Source organism: Kitasatospora sp. MBT63 (assembly GCF_000710465.2).
Classification (GTDB): Bacteria; Actinomycetota; Actinomycetes; order Streptomycetales; family Streptomycetaceae; genus Kitasatospora.
Genome location: NZ_JAIZ01000200.1, coordinates 1 through 16,687, shown reverse-complemented (window position 1 = coordinate 16,687; position 16,687 = coordinate 1). Strand labels below are relative to the sequence as shown.

Below are 16,687 nucleotides of genomic sequence, written 5' to 3'. Positions count from 1 at the left end.
CGGTGCAGGCGCTGGAGCCGCTGGTGGCGGCGGGACTCGTGGTCCGGTCGTGGGACGAGCCCTCCGGGCCGGTGCGGTTGGCTCATCCTCTGCAGCAGGCCGCGGTCTACCGTGCCATCGGCCCCGAACGACGGCGGGAACTGCACATGGCCGCCGCCCCGATCGTGGACCTGGACAGTGCCTGGGCCCACCGGGTCGCCGCCTGCACCCACAGGGACCCGGCCCTGGCCGAGGAACTGGAAGCGGAGGCCGCCCGCAAGGCGGCGGCGGGATACCTCGACCGTGCGGCCACCTTGATGCTGTGGGCCGCCAACCTCGACGAGGCCCGCGAACACCGCGAGCGCTGCCTGCTCACCGCCGCATCGTACGCAAACCACCTCCTGAACCCCTCCGGCCTCGCGGCCGCCCGCGCGCTGCGTCCGGCCGTCGAGAGCTGCGCTCCGTGCGCGCTGCGGACCGTCCTGCTCAGCTGCTACTCGTACCTGGACAACGACTACCTGCAAGCGGTGCGCCTGGGGGAACGTGCGGTGGCCGAGGCCGAGGCGGACGCCGATCCTCACGTCATGGCGGCGGCCCGGTTCCGGCTCGCCCTGTCGGACCTGGTCACCAACAATCCGGCGCGCGCCAGAGAACTGCTGGCCCGGACACTGGACGATCATGCCGTCAGAGCCGCCGACACGGCCGTATCACGCTGGTTGCTCGCGATGGGGGCGCTGTTCGCCGAAGGACCCCGTGGCGTCAGGGCGTTCCCCTGGATGACCGGCCTGCCCGACGACCCGGGCAACGTCCCGCTCCCCGACACCATGCTCCTGGTCAGCCGCGGCTACACCCGGCTCGCTCTCGGTGAACTGCACGCCGCGCAGGGTGACTTCGAGACTGTGCTGCACCCCGTACGGGCCATGGGCTCGCCACCGCTGGGCCGGCTCCACGCCCAGCTCAGCCTCGGCCTGTGTCTGTACATGCTCGGGGACTGGGACCGGGCGGCCTCCTACGCCGACCAGGCTCTGGTCGAGGGCGAGATCGACGGCTTCAACGTCCACCACGCCCCCGCTCACACCTGGACCGTCTTCATAGCGGCCGGACGAGGGGACTGGCAGAGCGCCCACAGCCACTTGGCCACCCTGCGCCAGCGGCCCGTCATGCCGATCCACGGCGACCTTCCGCCGCTGGCCGAGGCCGCCGTGGCGCAGGCCCGGGGCGACCACACCGCCATGCTGGACGCACTACGCCCGGCCTACCGGACCGCAGCCGCCGACGCGGGCCATCCAGCCCGTGCCTGGCCGGATCTGATGTTCTGGCCGATGTGGACCGAGGCACTGATCGCCACCGGGAACCTGGGCGAAGCCGAATCGGCTCTCACCCGCCTGCGGACCCAGACCGGCATGATCCCCTGCCTGGAACCGATCACCACATGGTGCACCGGGCAGCTCGCCGAAGCCCACGGAGACCTCGACACCGCACTCGCCGCATACCACCAACAGCTCGATCGCTCCCCCGGCCCCGACGACCCTCCCCTGCACCGTGCCCGCCTCGAACACGCCGCCGGGCAACTCCATCTCCTTCGCATGGACCACGACCGCGCCCGCCGACTGATCGGCCAGGCCCGCAACCGCTGCCACCGGCTCGGCGCCCACGCCTTCGCGGCCGGCCGATGAAGCGATCCACAGGGCCCGTACAGACCCCTGCGCACCCCCTCGCAGCGACCTGACACCGAGCACTCCGTCGGCACGGTCCCTCCTCGATCGCGCTTCGCGGTCCGCGCCTCCTGCGCCTCCCGTGCCTCCGACGAGAACGGGCAACGGTCGGACCGGTGTGGAAGGCCGGGCTGGAGCAACGGCCGGGTGGGAGGCGGCCGGATACGCCAAGATGGCAGCTGCCCCGGCACACCGGGTCCAGCTGCCCCTCCTCCTACCGGAAGGTCCGATGACCGGTCACACCGTCTCCGAAACGCCGTCCGCCGGCCGAGCGTATGCGCACGCCCCCGACCTCGAGGAGGAGAGCACCCGAGTGGCCCGGATACTCGCTTCCCAGGACCTGCTGAACGGCGCAGCCGTACGGCAGCGTGAGGTCCTGTTACGGCAGGCCGCGGTGGACGACCGGCGTTGGTGGCAGGGCCGTCAGGAACGGCTGCTCGCGGTCGCCCGGGTCAGCGCGCAGAGTCTGCTGTGGTTCGATCTGGCCTTCCCTCAGTATGCGGTCGGCCCCCACGGCCCGGATGCGGCCCGTTGGCGCATCGGCCCGGACGGCGCCCGCGCCTACCTCCACCAGGAATACCTCGCCTGGCTCACCGGCACGCGGGCGGCGGCACAGGGTGGCCCGGGCTCCGGCGATCCCGGGGTGTTCCCGGGCGGTGCGTCGCCGGATCGGGCGGTTCGAACGGTTCACGGCTCGGAGAGTGTCACCGGATCATGACGCTCCCGGAGCGGGCGGCTGAGGGGTGTCGGAACCGGTACCGGGGGATCCGGACGTCGACCTCGCCCTGCGTGACCTCCACAGCAGGCCCAGGCATCCGGTGACGAGGACTCCTGCGGATGCGATGAGAGCGGGACGGTCGATGCCGTCGGTGGTCTTCGCCGCATTGGCGCTCCGGACCGGGACGGTGGCCTGTGCGGTGGTGCCGCTGCTGTTGGCCCCGGCGACGGACTGGGTGCTTCCGGGGTACGCCGTGACGATGCCCCCGCCCCCGTTCAGGACCGCATCGGGAGCCTTCGGCAGGGTGGCGGGGACGGCGTTCCTGTTGAGCAGCGCCGAGGTGACGTGGACGGGTGCGACGGATGCCTGGCCGGAGGCGAACGGGGAGCTCGAGGCCTGCGAGGCCGAGGACACGCCCGGTGCGGCGGGGACCGCGTCGGAGACCGGGATGTTCTGGTCGACGTCGGTGATCTGGTTGTACCGGTAGGGCTTGAAGCCGGTGGAGGCGTAGTGGCTGTAACTGGCTCCGGTGATGAAGTGGGCCGTGGTGCCGGGGCGCGACTCCTCGTACATGTCGAAGGTGGTGTGGGAACTGTCGTCCCAGCCGGCGAAGACGAAGGTGTGCGAGTCCGAGAGGAGGATGTCCCCGGGCAGCAGGTCGTCGGCGGCTATCTCGTGCGAGACGACTCCGAGGTTGCCGGTCCAGAAATCGGTGGCCTCGTCGAGATGCCAGGCCATGGAGACGTAGCCGGAGCAGTCCTGCCGGTACGTGCCGAGCGAGTCCGTCCACCAGGACGTCTGGCTGTAGGGAACGGCTTCCGCGACCCATTGCTTGGCGCGCTGGATGACCTGGTTGCGGCTGATGGCACCGATGTCGGTCGACGACGAGGACGAGTAGGGGTCGCTCGACGAGGACGAACCTGCGACCGGAGCGGCGAGTCCCCGGCCGGTGCCGACGTTGGTGACCGATGCCGGGTCGCCGGCGGAGGCCGGTTTTCCCGCTCCCGCGGGGGCGCTCGTGGTGCTGCCCGGGGCCGCGGAGTTCTGAGCCGCCGGCGCGGTCGTCGCGCTGCCCTGGCTCGGCGTCACCGGCCCGGGGGTCGCGGCATCCGTCGTCGCTGGGTCCGATGCCGCAGGGGCCGGAGCAGCGCTGCCCGAGGTCGGCGGATCCGATGTCACCGTGCCCGAGGTCGCAGGATCCGACGCCGCCGTGCCCGAGGTCGCAGGATCCGATGTCGCAGGAGCCGGCGAAGCGCCATCCGAGATGGCAGGGTCCGTCGGTGCCGCGGTCCCGCACTCCGACGGATCGGGGGTGGCCGAGGTCGAGGGGTCGGCCGAGGGATCAGGGGTAGGGGCGGCGGCGCAGGCGGACGGCGTCGAAGTGGCGGAGGAGGACGGGGCCGTGGTGTCGGCGTGCGCGGCGGCCGGTGACAGGACCAGCAGGCTTGCCGTGCACGCTCCGCCGACGGCCAGGATCTTGAGGCTGGGACGGTCGCGCCATGGGCTCGGGGGCATACGCTTCCCCTTTGCAGGAGTACGGGATGAGCGGTGGAGGGCAACCGGCTGCGAGGCCTCGTTCACCCGCCACCGGTGCGATGGGACGGCAACGGTAGCGAGATGACGGGCCGGGGGAACCGGTCTTGCGGCCTGTCTGCCGGATCAGGAAGCGATCTGTGTCCGCTCGTGGCCGCCGACGCCTGAAAGGGCGGCCGACACAGCCCGTTGGGGCGGGTGTCCCCTCGACCGGGCCGGTCGGTGGAGAACGGCGGACCGGCCCGAAGCAGCCGCCCGGGCGGTGGCGGGCGGGCAGTCGTGGCTGCGGTGGCCGTACCGCGGTCCCGCGCCGGGCCGGTCACCGAAGACGGGGACGGCGCCGCCCGCAAGGCGGCGCCGTCCCCGGGTGTCTGCCCCAAGGGCTTCAGTGGGGCAGTGTGATGTTCTTGTCGATGAACTCGGTGGTCGCGATGTCCGAGGCGAGAAGGCGCTCCGGGATGGTGGCGCCGGTGGACCTGAGGATCGGGGAGAAAGTGTTGACGGCCGCCTCCACCCGGTTCAGGTCCATGCCGCCGAGGGGTCCCGAGGCGTCGTTGGCGACGATGTTCAGGTCCCGCATCGTGCGCACGGCGTAGTCGGCGACGCCCGCCGAGTAGGTCCAGCCGTCGTTGTACTTGGCGACGGCGTCCACGATGAGCTTGTTGGTCGCGGCGGGATCGGCGAGGTAGTCCGCCTGGGCCTGCTGCACGATGGGGACCAGCTTGGTCAGGCACGGTGACAGGGCGGCCAGATCCCCGTCGCGGACGGAGAGCGCCTCGGGGTAGAGGTTGTATCCGACGTCGGCGAGCAGTTGGTACTTCACCGGCTTGCCCCAGGCCGGGATCTCGTGCTGGTAGATGTAGGGCTCGGCGGTGGCGAAGGCCTGCTGTGCGATCGAGGGGTCGGCGACGAATCGGGCGGGCGTTCCTTCGTAACCGGTGTCGAGTTGGCTGGACTTGATCAGGCCTTCCTGCACCAGCCACGGCGCGAACACCACACCCTTCTGGACGACGACCTTGGCGTCGCTCCGGCCGATGTCGGCGATGCCCGTCCAGGTCGGGTTCGAGGCGGGATCCCACATGATGCTCAGCGGGCTCTTGTTGAGGGGCGACACGACCGCTTTGACGGGTTGGTCGGACGCCGCGACGATGGCCGCATCGGTGCTCACGTATCCGAGCGTGATGCTCTTGTCGATGTACATCTGTGCCGGGATGGTCTGGAAACCGATCGTGGAGCCACCGGTCCTGATCTCGATCTGGACTCCGGTGTCCTTGCCGTTGATGACGAGGGGGCCGCTGACCTGCTTCTTGTCCGTATCGATCGTGTATCCGGGGCCGAGCAGCTGATAGACGGCTCCGTGCTCGGCCTCCGGCTGCCAGTCCGTCTGGACTACCACGGTCTTGGGGCAGACACCCGCCAGGTCGACCGCTGCGTCCGGGGACTGCAGGGCCGAGCTCGGCGCCTGTGGGGCGGAGGCGGAGCTGCATGCGGCGAGTGCTGCCGCTGCCATCAGGGCGGTCGGTACCAAGAGGATTCGCATGGGTGCTCCAGAGCTGGAAGCGCGGGTTCGAGGTGTGCGGGATTCGACGGACCGCAGCCGGGATCTCAACGGCGTCGGTAGGCGACGAGACCGCCCAGACCGGTGAACACCAGGAAGACCGCGATGCCGAAGAGGGCGGAAAGGATGATCGCAGCAAAAAGGTCGGCGAACTGCAGCGTTGCCCGATAGAGGTCGAGGAGCGTGCCGATTCCCGGCGCTCCCTGGGTGAAGAAGAAATCGCCGACGATCGCGCCGATCACCGAAAGCCCGGACGAGATCCGCAGCCCGAGGCAGATCGAGGGCAGTGCGGCCGGGATCTGCAGCCGGGTGAGACGCTGCCATCGCGTGGCCTTGTTGAGGGTGAAGAGATCATGGGCCTCCTGACTGGCGGAGCGCAGACCGAACAGTGTGTTGGCGATCATCGGGAACAGCGCGATGAGGGTGCAGACGACGACCCGGCTGGAGAAGCTGTAACCGAACCACAGACCGATCAGCGGGACGATCGCCAGGATCGGCACGGTCTGCAGGGCGACGGCATAGGGATAGATCGCACGTGCGGCCCAGTCCGCCTGACTCATGAGGACCGCAACGAGGAATCCCGTCACCGCCGCGATGACCAGTCCCGTGAGCGCGACCCCGGCGGTCACTTTCAGCGCGGCCAGCAGGGGCTTCAGATGGGACCACCGCAGGAACGAATCCGCGAAGACCTCCTGCGGCGGTGGGACCAGGAACCGCCGGCCCGGCGACAGGACGACGTAGGTCACGAACAGCCAGAGGCCGAGCAGGAGAACCAGTGCGCCCGCCGGCGGGATGACCGTACGCAGGACGGATCCTGCCCGTGAGTTCTTCCCGTGCCCTCCTGCGCCGACCGCCGTGACTCGAACGAGATCCTTCCGATCCGACTCCCGTTCACCGTCCACGGCCTTGCCCTTCGGAGCCGGAGACGCTCTCCGTACGGACGAATTCGCCCGGAGACGGACGCGGATTCACCCCGGACGTGGCGGTGTTCCCGCTTCCGGCGGTCTTGGCGACCTGACCGGAGTGCTGTCCCGGGCGTCCGGTTCGGGGAGCAGATCGGGCCATACCAATGATCTTCTCGCCGTACCCGTGCAAGTCGTCCACCGACACGCCCGCGAGGCCGGTTTGAGAATGCGGTGACGACGTTGTCCGGACAGCTGCCCGATACATCGCGCATTCAAGTTCAGTAACATGATGGGAACGGTGGTGGTCACCGATCCTGCGATCCTCCTCGGAGGTCCCGTCACGCGGCCCGCCCGGAACGCCGCACATGGATATCGGTTTGCCCGAGCGGTGCTGCGGTGGTGCGATGGACGTGTCGGCGAGTCCCTTGTTCGTGGGACGTGCGGATGAGCTTGCGGTCATCGGCCGGTGCCTGGAGACCGTCAGGGCGGGCTGCCCTGCGGTGATTCTGGTCGAAGGGGAAGCGGGGATCGGCAAGACCGCATTGATCCGCCGGGGTCTGTCGGGTGCCGCACTGGACGGCTTCAGCGTGCTCCGGGCTTTCTGCGACGATTCGGAGCGTGACTACGCTTTCGGCGTGGTGTCGCAGCTGATACAACGTCTCGGTCCGCTCCAGGACGACTTCCCCCTGCTGGGCATGCCGATTTCGTCCGGCGCGGCACCGCTTCCGGTGGGGGCCCAGCTCCTGGCGCTCGTCGGCCGGTTGCAGGAGCGGGGGCCGGTGGCCCTCGTCATCGACGATCTCCAGTGGGCGGACCAGCGGTCCCTGCAGGCGCTGGGATTCGTGATCCGCCGTCTCGAGTTCGACTCGGTGCTCGTCGTTCTCACGGCGCGGAACCGGCCGTGGTCCCTGGGGGCGAGCACCGAGGTCGTCCCTGACGAGTCCTTGGAGGAGGCGTACAGGTGGGTGGGCTCGGCCCGGGCGGGTTTCAGGGTGCAACTGACCGGCCTGGACACGGCCGACGTGCGTCATTGGCTGGATGCCACGGTCGAGCACCAGCTCGACGACCGGCTGGCGCAACGGCTTCGGGAGCACACCGAAGGTCATCCGCTGTTCACGGAGACGGTGCTGACCGAGCTGAAGGACCTGGACGACGGTCGGAACGCTCTTCCCGTGCCCAAGTCACTGGGCCAAGGGGTCCGACAGCAACTGGACGCCCTGCCCCCGCCATCCCGCAGGCTCGTGGAGGCGATCGCGGTCCTGGGCGGTCGGCAGCCGATCGCACTCGCCGCCGCCTTGGCCGCCTGTGAGAACCCTGCGGCGGACCTGGAGCCGGCCTTGCATGTCAGGCTCGTACGCTGGTGGCCGGACGAGGTCGTGGCGCACGTGAGCATCAACCACGAGTTGCAGCGCCAGACCATCCTGCAGGCGACGGATCCCGTGGAGCGCTGCCGGCTGCACGCCGCGGCGGCGGACCTGGTCGACCGGGAGGCCGCCTGGGGCCACCGTGTCGCCGCGGTATCGGGGCCGGACCAGGTCTTGGCCCGGCAGCTGGAGGAGGAGGCCGAGCGACGCCTTCCGCTGGGTGACACCGAACGGGCGGCCAGAATGCTGCGATGGGCCTCCGACATCTCGGCCACGCGCAGCGAACACGAGCGTCTCCTGCTGTCGGCGGCCTCGTGGCTGATCTGGCACGGAAAGCTCACGTCCGTGACACCCCTGCTCGAATCGGTCCGGGCATGCGCGGACAGCCCGCTGCGAGACCTGACCCTCGGGGCCTACGCCGCCGTTCTCGGTGAGCGGGCGCAGGCCGTCACCCAGCTCGGGAGGGCCTTCGACGACGCCGCGCGCGTCCGCGGACAGGAGTGGATCGCCGCGATGGCCGGGTTCTGGCTCGGGAACGTCTATGTTTACGAGGGGAAGGGCGATGAAATGGCCGAGGTTTCTCGGCGCGTGCTGAGGCTTCCCGACATCCCTCCGGTTCTCGCGGGCTACGCCAAGGTCTGGCTGTCGTTCGGGATAGGGTTCAAGGCCGGCGCGCGGGCGGCACTGGAAGAGATCCGCTTCCTCGCCGGGCTGCCGGATACTCCGAAGATCACGGATCCTGCGAACGCGGTGGTGGTCATGTACCGCGGCTGCTACGCATCGTTCGCCGGGGACCTGGCAGCCGGTGCAGGGGACTTGAAAATGGTTCTGAAGCTCGCCAGGAGCGAGTACCCGTTCGTAGCGGAATGGGCATCGGCCGATCTCGCCTCGGTTCAGTTCACGCTCGGCGAATGGGACGATGCGGTCATCAACTGCCACAATGCCATGAACTTCCTGGAGGCGGAGCGGAAAGTAAGGGCGGTATCCTTCATCCACTCCATCGCCGCATGGGTTCCGTCAATGCGCGGAGAATGGGCTACGGCGCTCGATCACATCACCGTCGCCGAGCATGGCCTACCCGATTCCGGCCCCAGGTACCGCGTGCAGACGGCCGTCTCTCGCGCCCTTCTCGGACAGGCGCAAGCGAACTATCCTGCGATGCTCGAGGCCCTTCAGCCGATACTGGACATGCCGCCGGACTCCGGCCCGGCCCTGTACAAGAGCTGGTGGCTGCCACTGTATGCCGAGGCGCTGCTGGCCAACGGCCACCTGCCCGAGGCCCACGAGGCACTGTCGGAACTCCAGCGGCTCGTCCATGAAATCCCGTACCTCCATATGGTCTGCGCCCGGCTGACGGGGCAGCTGGCCGAGAACGACGGCCGTCCGGAGCGAGCCGCGGACCACTACCAGCAGGCACTCGAGCAGCCCGTCCCCCCGGACGACGCGCCGCTGCACCGCGCGCTGCTCGAGCAGGCGACGGGCCGCCTCCTCGCCCGGACAGGACGGCCCGCCGCATCCTCGGAACTGCTCGAACGGGCGGCATCGCGTCTCACGGAGTTGCGCGCCGCCCCATTTCTCGAACGCTGCAGACAGGACATCGCCAAGGCCGGTGTCGCCACCACGAACGGTCGCCGGGAAGAGCCGAGCGGCCTCACCGGCCGGGAACGCGACATCGCTCACCTGGCCCGCCAGGGCATGACCAACCGGGAAATCGCCTCCGAGCTCTTCATCAGCGTCAAGACCGTCGAGTATCACCTCGGCCACGTCTACCAGAAGCTGAGCGTCAGCAGCCGCCGGCAGCTGCGCACCCGAGCGTGGTGACAGCGCGGCCGCATTTCCCGTGCCGGTTCACGGCCGACTGCCTTCCGCGAGCGCCTGGGAGACCTCCGCACAGATCCGCGAGAACTCCTTCTGGAAGCGAATTTCCGGCCGCCGCGGGAAGGGGAGCGGAACGGCGATCTCCCGGATGATCCGCCCCGGACCGGCGGACATCACGGCCACCTGCGTCGACAGGAAAACGGCTTCGCTGATCGAATGCGTGACATAGAGGCCCGTGAAGCTCTGGGACAGGAACAGACTCTGCAACTCCTCCTGCATACGAAGCCTGGTGATCTCGTCGAGTGCGCCGAGCGGTTCGTCGAAGAGGAAGATCCGCGGATCGACCATGAGCGCCCGGGCCAGTGAGACACGCATCCGCATCCCCCCGGACAGCTGGGACGGGCGGTACCCCTCGAAGCCGGCCATCCCGACGAGGGCCAGTGCCTCGGTGGCCCTTCTTCTCCGCTCCGCCTTGCCGGTGTGGTGGAGCTCGCCGGAGAGTTCCACGTTCTTCAGCGCTGTGCGCCATGCGAGCAGAGCGGGGTCCTGAAAAACATAAGCGATCTTGTCCGTGTCCACCAGGACCGCTCCACCGGTCGGCTCGGCCAGCCCGGACGCGAGTCGCAGCATCGTCGTCTTGCCACAGCCGGAGGGGCCCACCACGCTCATGAAGGCCCCCGGAGACAGATGGAGGTCCAGTCGGGCGATGACCGGGGGGCCGGCGTCGAAGGACTTGGTGACGTGGTCGAAATGCAACGTCCCGGTGGCGTCCATGGCTCCTTCTTCCACCCCGTTCCCGGACCGGACGTCTACAGGTTTCGAACGGCGGGAAGCGTTCGCCGCGCGCGAATCGAGCGTATACATCGCCCCTTCCGCAGACCGGTTGCGCCACTCGGGCCCCGGCGCAGGCTCCGGCGGAGTCGTATCACGCCCGGCCGCGGCAGTCGCCGGACGTGCGATCAGGTGTCGTCCGGGTGTCTCATGGGAACATGGGTGGTTCGGTCCCTTTCCTCCCGGGCTTCGTGGGTCGCCCGGGAGAACTCGCGAGGTTGGCGGACTGCGCGCAGAAGGCGGCCGCCGGAACACCCTGGCTGGTGCGCATCGAGGGAGAGGCCGGGATAGGCAAGAGCACACTCGCGCGGGCCGCCGTGAAGAGGTTGGACGGATTCACGGTGCTGTGGGCCAGCTGCGACGAGTCCGAAAAGGACTGGCCCTTCGGCGTCGTCGACCAGTGGATCCGCAGCTCGCCGGGAGGGCGGACGAGCTGCTGCCCGTCGCTGCGGGCCGGCCGCGCCGACGTCGCCCAGCCCCATCAGATCGGCGGGGAGCTGCTGCAACTCGTGGGGGCCCTCCAGGAATCCGGCCCGGTCGCACTGGTCGTCGACGACGTCCCGCTGGCGGACGTCGAATCCGTCAACGCCCTGCGCTTCTTGATCAGACGCCTGTGGGCGGACCGTGTGCTGCTCGTCCTCACTGCGCGGATGCCCGCCCAGAACGACGGTGAGGAGTACATCCGACGGCTCTCCGGCGGAGCCAACCACAGCACCGTCATCCACCTTCACGGCTTGGTCCCCGCCGAGGTGGAGCTCCTGGCCCGGCAGGGCGGGGGAACGTTGTCGCCCCAGGCATGCGAGCGGCTGCAGTCGCACACCGGGGGAAACCCCCTCTACCTGCGTTCACTGATCATGAACAATTCGCTGGAGGACCTCAACAGCCCCGCCACGCACCTGCCCCTGCCCGAGTCCCTCACGGCTTCGGTGCAAGCCGCTCTCGCCCGGCTGCCCGCGGACGCGCGGTCGCTGGTCGACGCGCTGGCGGTGCTCAACCAGACGGTGCCGTTGATGCGCGTCGGCCAACTCGCCCGGGTCAGTGATCCCGTCGTCGCCCTCGGGGACGTCCTGTCCAGCGGGCTGGTCAGCTGGGACCCGGCCTCGGCCACCACCCTGATCCGCATGGACCACGAACTGCACCGCGAGGCCGTGTATCGGCAGCTCGACCCGGGGCGCAGGCGTGAGCTCCACAGTGCGGCCGCTTCGGTGGTCGACGGCGACTCCGCCTGGGGCCACCGGGTGGCCGCCACGGACCAGGTCGACCCCGGCCTCGCCTCGGAGCTGGAGCACGAGGCACAGCGGCTCGTCGACAGCAGCCGGCTCGCCAGGGCGGGCACCCTGATGCTGTGGGCCGCCGACCTCTCCGACAACCGGACGGAGTACGAGCGCCGGCTACTGGAAACAGTGGCCCGCTCGCAGTACGTCCTCGCCTTCGATGCGCGGCGCAGCGCGGCGTTGCGGTCCGTCGCCGAAGCCTGTGTCCCCTGTTCCCGGCGGACCTACATCCTCGGGCGTTATGCGCACTTCCAGGCCCAGTTCACGACTGCCGAACCGCTCTACCTGCAAGCGTTGGAAGATGCGGAGGGCGAGGGCGACCGTACGCTGGCCAGCCGGGCACGGCTGGGGCTCGGGCAGATGTACTTCTGGCAGACGCGTGCCGGGGAAGCCATCCCGCTTCTGCGGCACGTCCTCGACGAAGCGGTTCTCGACGCGCAGGCGCTGGGTGAGGCCCGGTACTTCCTGACCATCGCGGTCGGGATGGCGGAGAGCCCTTCGAAGGCGCTGGCCACGTCGCCCGAGATCGCGGCGCTGCCTCAGGCGCCGTCTTCGGTCGTCACGTCGGACACTCCCCTTCTGATGGCCCGGGGGTTCGTCGGAGGACTGGCGGGGAACCTGGTCGCGGGCGTGGACGACCTCGTGACGGAGAGGCGGCGGCCGCGTCCCACCGCGAGGGGGCTGAACGGTGCCTACGTCGCACTGCCCTTCCTGCAGTTTCTGGCCGGTTCATGGGACGACGCAGCGCTGACCGCCGAGCAGATGCTCGCCCAGGCCGCGGCCGACGAATTCATCTTCGGAATGGGGCAGTGTCACGCGGCGGTCGCCCTCATGGCGGGTGTCCGTGGGCACTGGCACGACGCGGAGCGGCACCTTCGCTCGGCGTGGGACTGGTCGCAACGGATCAACCCGTACTTCGACGGGCCGGTCATCGCCACGGTGGACGCGGCCATCGCCGAGGCCCGCGGGGGTACGCCGGCGGTGGTCAAGGCCCTGAATGCGCTTGAGCAGGCAGCACGGCTGCCGTCCCGCCGCTTCTGGCGGATTCTGTGGCTCCCCCAACTCGCCCAGGCAAGGGCGCAGGCGGGCGCGGAGGATGCGGCAGAGGCCACAGGGCGGGACCTGACGGCCATGGCAGAAGAGATCCCCTGCCTCCAGGCGGTCGCAGCGCTGGTCACCGGCATGCTCGCGACCAGGCACGGCGACCGGAAGGGGGCGCTGGCCGCATATCGTCGGGGACTGAGCCAGCCGGTGGAACGTGCCGAGATCCCCCTGCACAGGGCCCGGCTCGAGCAGGCCTACGGCGAAGCGCTCCTCGCGGAGGGCGACCGCAGCGGCGAGACCTGGCTCGATCGGGCCCGGGAGAGGTTCAGCCTCCTGCAGGCCACCCCGTACCTGGCCCGTCTCGGCACCAGGCCGGCGTCCCTGCCCGCTCCCGCCTCGGCGACGTCCAACGCCGGGAGACTCGGGAAGCTGACCGAACGTGAACAGAATGTCGCCCATCTCGCTGCTCAGGGGCTGACCAATCAGGAAATCGCGAATGAGATCTACATCAGCCCCAAAACCGTGGAATATCATCTGAGTCGCGTCTACATGAAACTCGGGCTCAGCTCTCGCCGCCAGCTCCGGACCTCAATGGTGGCGTGAAACCGCCCGGATGGTCGGCACGGACCGGTGGGACGTGGAGATCGGCGCACGACACGACCGTGTATGACGGGCCCGGCGGGGCGCGCCGTGCCTACGATCCGGAGAAATCCGGCCTCGTCTCCCGGACCGTCCCACATTCCCGGGGATCCGCCATGGGCCCTGCGTGAATCCGCCCGGGGACGGCCGGGAGTGAGGTGCGTGCCGGAGATCCGGCCTGGAAGTCCACCGCGGTGCAGGGATGTTGGTGCACCCGGTGTGCGAGCCGTGTTGGCGGGCGGAATGTCCGAGCGGCTCCTATGGTGAGGACGGAAATACTACAAATCGCTTCAATTCATCGGGAGTCGTCGTGAACAAGGGACAGCTGGTGGAAGCGGTGGCCGGGCAGCTCGGCAGCCGTGCGGCCGCCGAGGACGCCGTGGACGCCGTGCTCGACGTCATGGTGCGGGCGGTGGTGGCGGGCGAGCCCGTACAGGTCACCGGCTTCGGGACGCTCGAGTCGGTGGAGCGCGCCGGCCGCTACGCCCGCAACCCGCAGACCGGCGAGCGCGTGCGGGTCAAGAAGACCACGGTGCCGCGCTTCCGCGCCGGACAGGGGTTCAAGGACCTGGTCTCCGGCGCGAAGAAGCTGCCGAAGGCCGGGCCCGCGGTCGCCAAGGCCCCCAAGGGCTCACTCACTCCGGGCGCGACCGCCGCCGGCGCCCCGGCGGGCAGGAAGGCGGCCTCGAAGAGTCCCGCCTCCGCGGCTGCGGGTACGGCGAAGAAGGCCGCCGCCAAGAAGGCGGCCTCGGCACGGACCACCACCGCGCCCGCCGCGAGGAAGGCCGCAGCGAGCAGCGGGAAGACCGCCCCGGGCGCCGGGAAGAAGGCCACGCCCGCCAAGCGGACCACCCGCCGCACCACGGCCTGAGCCGATCGGGCCGGCACGACCGGCTACGACCTGAGGGTGGAACGAGGGCGCACGTTCGGTGCTGCGGTGTCGGCCTTCGGGCGGTCCGCAGGGGTTCGGGAACGGCCCGGCCGGTGGCGGTACGGGACCACCGGCCGGGCCGGCTCCGGTCAGTTGACGTACACCACCGGGCTGCCGGGCTGGGTGGTGTCGGCGACGGGACCGTAGGCGGCGGAGAAGTAGCCGTCCGCGGGGCAGAGCACGGATCCTCCGCTCTTGGCGAAGTGCTCGTTGCTGAAGGCCAGGCCGTGGGAGGCGTTGTCGGCGTTGCCGGTGAACGCGCCGCTGAGCTGGTAGGTGCAGGTGATGGGACCGAACCAGCTGTTGAGCACGGCGGTGGCCTGGATCGCCCCGGTGCTTCCCCCGGTGACGGTGACCGGGAGCCCGGGGCTGTCGTTCACGGCGACCTGGTAGGAGAGGTTTCCGACCGTGAGGCTGCGGACCGAGGTCACACCGGTGACGTTGCTGGTGCAGGAACCGAAGGTCAGCCCGGTCAGGGACTCGGTCGCCGTACCGGGTGCCACCGGGTTGCTCAGCACACCGGCCGAGAGCTGGGAGGCGGTACAGGTGACGCCGGTCGCACTGGTCGCGCTCGAGTAGAAGGTCGCCCGGGTGCCTGCGGCGAGCGGTGCGGCGAGCACGTCGCCCGCCGAGACTGCGGTGCCTCCGGCGCTGCCCGTGGTCAGCACCGGGGTGTCGGCGGGAAGCGGTGTCGCGGACGCGGGGACCGCGCCCAGCGCGAGCGCGATGGCAGCGGTGGCGGTGGCGGCGGCGAAGCGGCGGTGGAGACGCATGGGAAGGCCTCTTTCTCGGCGAGGGGGATCGAGAAGAAGAACGTTCACAGCTCCCGGGCAACGAGGGATTCGGGGGCTGACTACGTTGTAGAGCCGTGTCCGTGTACCGTCAATACGAGCGGCGGAACCTGCTGACTTTTCGTCAGCAATGGCGACGGGACGCGGCGACGGACGGCGTCGGAGGATCCGTCAGTCCGCCGGCCCCGGCGGGGCACCGTGGTGTCCACCGGCCGGTCGCGGCGGGAACGCGCGTTCGAGCGCCCCCCAGCCCATCTCCCCCTCACGTTCGCGTCGCTGCGCCGCAAGCCCGCCGCGCAGACCGAAGAGGCGCTTGGCGTGGACGAGGTAGACCACGATGGCGATGTTGACCACGAACGCCGCGAGCTTGAACACGGTCACCCGGTGGGCCAGCTCCCACACCTCCGGCGCCAGCAGGAGTGCGGTGGCGAGGAAGGTCAGGTACTCCGCCCATCGCCGCGCCCGCCACAGCCCGACCGCCTCGACGCCTTCCAGGAGCGCGTACGCGGCCAGGACGGCGCCCAGCAGCCAGAGCTTCGAAGCGGGTGCCTGGAAAGCCTTCTCCAGCTCACCGGCCAACCCGGTACCCGGCCGCGCACCCACCCCGCCCGCGCCGCTCTGCAGGGCGTCCACCACCCGGTAGAAGGGATCGGACAGCCGGGCGCGGTCGGCGGTGAAGAGGAAGACGACCCCGGCCGCCGTCCCCAGGAGCAGGAAGTGCAGCAACCGGTCCAGCGCGATCAGGCGCAGCACGTAGCGGTCCCGCAGGGCCCGGCCGCGTTCGGGCAGGACCACCCCCGGTCCGCCGGCCGGCGCACCGTCGTGCCCCCGGACGCCGACGGACGGCAGCCACGCATCGCAGCGCAGACACCGTTGCCAGCACAGCCCGTCGGCCGTCCGGCGTACGACCAGGGAAGCGAAACCGTCCTCCGCTGCGGCCTCGGCGACCAGGAAGTGCCCGCTCCAGGCGCAGGTCAGCAGTTCCAGCTCCAGCCGATAACGCCTCATAGTCGATACCTCTGCCAAACCTCCGCGCCGGGCCGCTCGGAGTCGCCGTCCTGAACGTCGCTCCCATCGTCCCCCACCTGCAGCCCGCAAGGACGCTCCGACGACCAAGCGTGCCTGCCCGGGCATGCGGACGCGCACCGTCGCCGGCAACCCTCGGTCCTGCTGGGGTTGCCGGCGGCGGTGCGCGATCGCTGCGGCCCCGACAGCCGTCGGGCAGGTGCCGTCAGACGACGGTCAGGACGATCTTGCCGGTGACGCTGCCCTGTTCGCCGAGCTCGTGCGCCTTGGCGGCCTCGACCAGCGGCACGACGGCCCCGACCACCGGCTTCAGTTCGCCCCGCTCCACCAGAGCGCCGATCTCGCGCAGGCCCAGGTGGTCCGGCTCGACCAGGACCCACACCGCCCGCACCCCGTCCGCGGCGGCCGGAACGTCGTCGGGGCCGGGCAGGGTGATCAGGCGTCCGCCGGGTCGCAGCACCTTCAGCGAACGCTCTGCCGTCTCTCCGCCGATTCCGTCCAGCACCACGTCGACATCGGACACGACGTCCTCGAACCGCACCGCCCGGTAGTCGATCACCT

12 protein-coding genes are annotated in these 16,687 nt (G+C 70.0%); 5 read left to right on the top strand and 7 right to left on the bottom strand.

Annotated elements, in window-relative coordinates:
• A partial coding sequence (locus AA75_RS14005) for a tetratricopeptide repeat protein (protein WP_368666562.1) occupies positions 1–1,655 on the top strand: 1,655 nt, incomplete at its 5' end.
• A 268-nt stretch (positions 1,656–1,923) separates the two neighbouring features.
• The gene (locus AA75_RS14000; protein ID WP_033820306.1) at positions 1,924–2,412 is read left to right on the top strand and encodes a hypothetical protein; all 489 of its coding nucleotides are present in this window, start codon (positions 1,924–1,926) and stop codon (positions 2,410–2,412) included.
• On the opposite strand, the gene AA75_RS13995 is transcribed toward AA75_RS14000, so the two are convergent.
• The 3 genes from AA75_RS13995 to AA75_RS13980 all read right to left on the bottom strand — a co-directional run bounded on the left by AA75_RS13995 (position 2,407) and on the right by AA75_RS13980 (position 6,405).
• Complete coding sequence (locus tag AA75_RS13995; protein WP_051812331.1) at positions 2,407–3,501, bottom strand: hypothetical protein; 1,095 nt, start codon at positions 3,499–3,501, stop codon at positions 2,407–2,409. The genes AA75_RS14000 and AA75_RS13995 overlap by 6 nt on opposite strands.
• 829 nt (positions 3,502–4,330) lie before the next feature.
• Positions 4,331–5,485, bottom strand: a complete 1,155-nt coding sequence (locus AA75_RS13985; protein WP_033820304.1) for a hypothetical protein — start codon at positions 5,483–5,485, stop codon at positions 4,331–4,333.
• 65 nt (positions 5,486–5,550) lie between these two features.
• Positions 5,551–6,405 (bottom strand): ABC transporter permease, encoded by an 855-nt coding sequence (locus tag AA75_RS13980; RefSeq protein WP_082526492.1) that lies wholly within the window; start codon positions 6,403–6,405, stop codon positions 5,551–5,553.
• 368 nt (positions 6,406–6,773) lie between these two features.
• Between AA75_RS13980 and AA75_RS13975 the strand changes: the two genes are divergently transcribed.
• Entirely contained in the window at positions 6,774–9,593 is a 2,820-nt protein-coding gene (locus AA75_RS13975; RefSeq protein WP_055731246.1) for a LuxR family transcriptional regulator, read from the top strand.
• Positions 9,594–9,620: 27 nt separating this feature from the next.
• On the opposite strand, the gene AA75_RS13970 is transcribed toward AA75_RS13975, so the two are convergent.
• Positions 9,621–10,364 (bottom strand): ABC transporter ATP-binding protein, encoded by a 744-nt coding sequence (locus tag AA75_RS13970; protein ID WP_033820302.1) that lies wholly within the window; start codon positions 10,362–10,364, stop codon positions 9,621–9,623.
• Positions 10,365–10,579: 215 nt separating this feature from the next.
• Here AA75_RS13970 and AA75_RS13965 point away from each other — a divergent pair, with 215 nt between their 5' ends.
• Together AA75_RS13965 and AA75_RS13960 are read left to right on the top strand one after the other, a co-directional pair.
• Positions 10,580–13,342 carry a LuxR family transcriptional regulator gene (locus tag AA75_RS13965; protein WP_082526490.1) on the top strand — a complete coding sequence of 921 codons (2,763 nt, stop codon included), beginning with the start codon at positions 10,580–10,582 and terminating at the stop codon, positions 13,340–13,342.
• A gap of 346 nt (positions 13,343–13,688) precedes the next feature.
• Positions 13,689–14,249 (top strand): HU family DNA-binding protein, encoded by a 561-nt coding sequence (locus AA75_RS13960; protein ID WP_033820300.1) that lies wholly within the window; start codon positions 13,689–13,691, stop codon positions 14,247–14,249.
• A 149-nt stretch (positions 14,250–14,398) separates the two neighbouring features.
• Here AA75_RS13960 and AA75_RS13955 read toward each other — a convergent pair whose 3' ends face one another.
• The 3 genes from AA75_RS13955 to AA75_RS13945 all read right to left on the bottom strand — a co-directional run.
• The gene (locus AA75_RS13955) at positions 14,399–15,082 is read right to left on the bottom strand and encodes a hypothetical protein (RefSeq protein WP_033820299.1); all 684 of its coding nucleotides are present in this window, start codon (positions 15,080–15,082) and stop codon (positions 14,399–14,401) included.
• Positions 15,083–15,271: 189 nt separating this feature from the next.
• Positions 15,272–16,108: a DUF2127 domain-containing protein gene (locus AA75_RS13950; RefSeq protein WP_051812329.1), complete on the bottom strand. Its 837-nt coding sequence runs from the start codon at positions 16,106–16,108 to the stop codon at positions 15,272–15,274.
• Positions 16,109–16,331: 223 nt separating this feature from the next.
• A partial coding sequence (locus AA75_RS13945) for a zinc-binding dehydrogenase (RefSeq protein ID WP_033820297.1) occupies positions 16,332–16,687 on the bottom strand: 356 nt, incomplete at its 5' end.

Excerpts from the sequence above, each read along its gene's own strand:
- AA75_RS14000 (WP_033820306.1), top strand. The coding sequence starts at position 1,924 with ATGACCGGTCACACCGTCTCCGAAACGCCGTCCGCCGGCCGAGCGTAT.
- AA75_RS13985 (WP_033820304.1), bottom strand. The coding sequence starts at position 5,485 with ATGCGAATCCTCTTGGTACCGACCGCCCTGATGGCAGCGGCAGCACTC.
- AA75_RS13975 (WP_055731246.1), top strand. The coding sequence starts at position 6,774 with ATGGATATCGGTTTGCCCGAGCGGTGCTGCGGTGGTGCGATGGACGTG.
- AA75_RS13970 (WP_033820302.1), bottom strand. The coding sequence starts at position 10,364 with ATGGACGCCACCGGGACGTTGCATTTCGACCACGTCACCAAGTCCTTC.
- AA75_RS13965 (WP_082526490.1), top strand. The coding sequence starts at position 10,580 with ATGGGTGGTTCGGTCCCTTTCCTCCCGGGCTTCGTGGGTCGCCCGGGA.
- AA75_RS13955 (WP_033820299.1), bottom strand. The coding sequence starts at position 15,082 with ATGCGTCTCCACCGCCGCTTCGCCGCCGCCACCGCCACCGCTGCCATC.
- AA75_RS13950 (WP_051812329.1), bottom strand. The coding sequence starts at position 16,108 with ATGAGGCGTTATCGGCTGGAGCTGGAACTGCTGACCTGCGCCTGGAGC.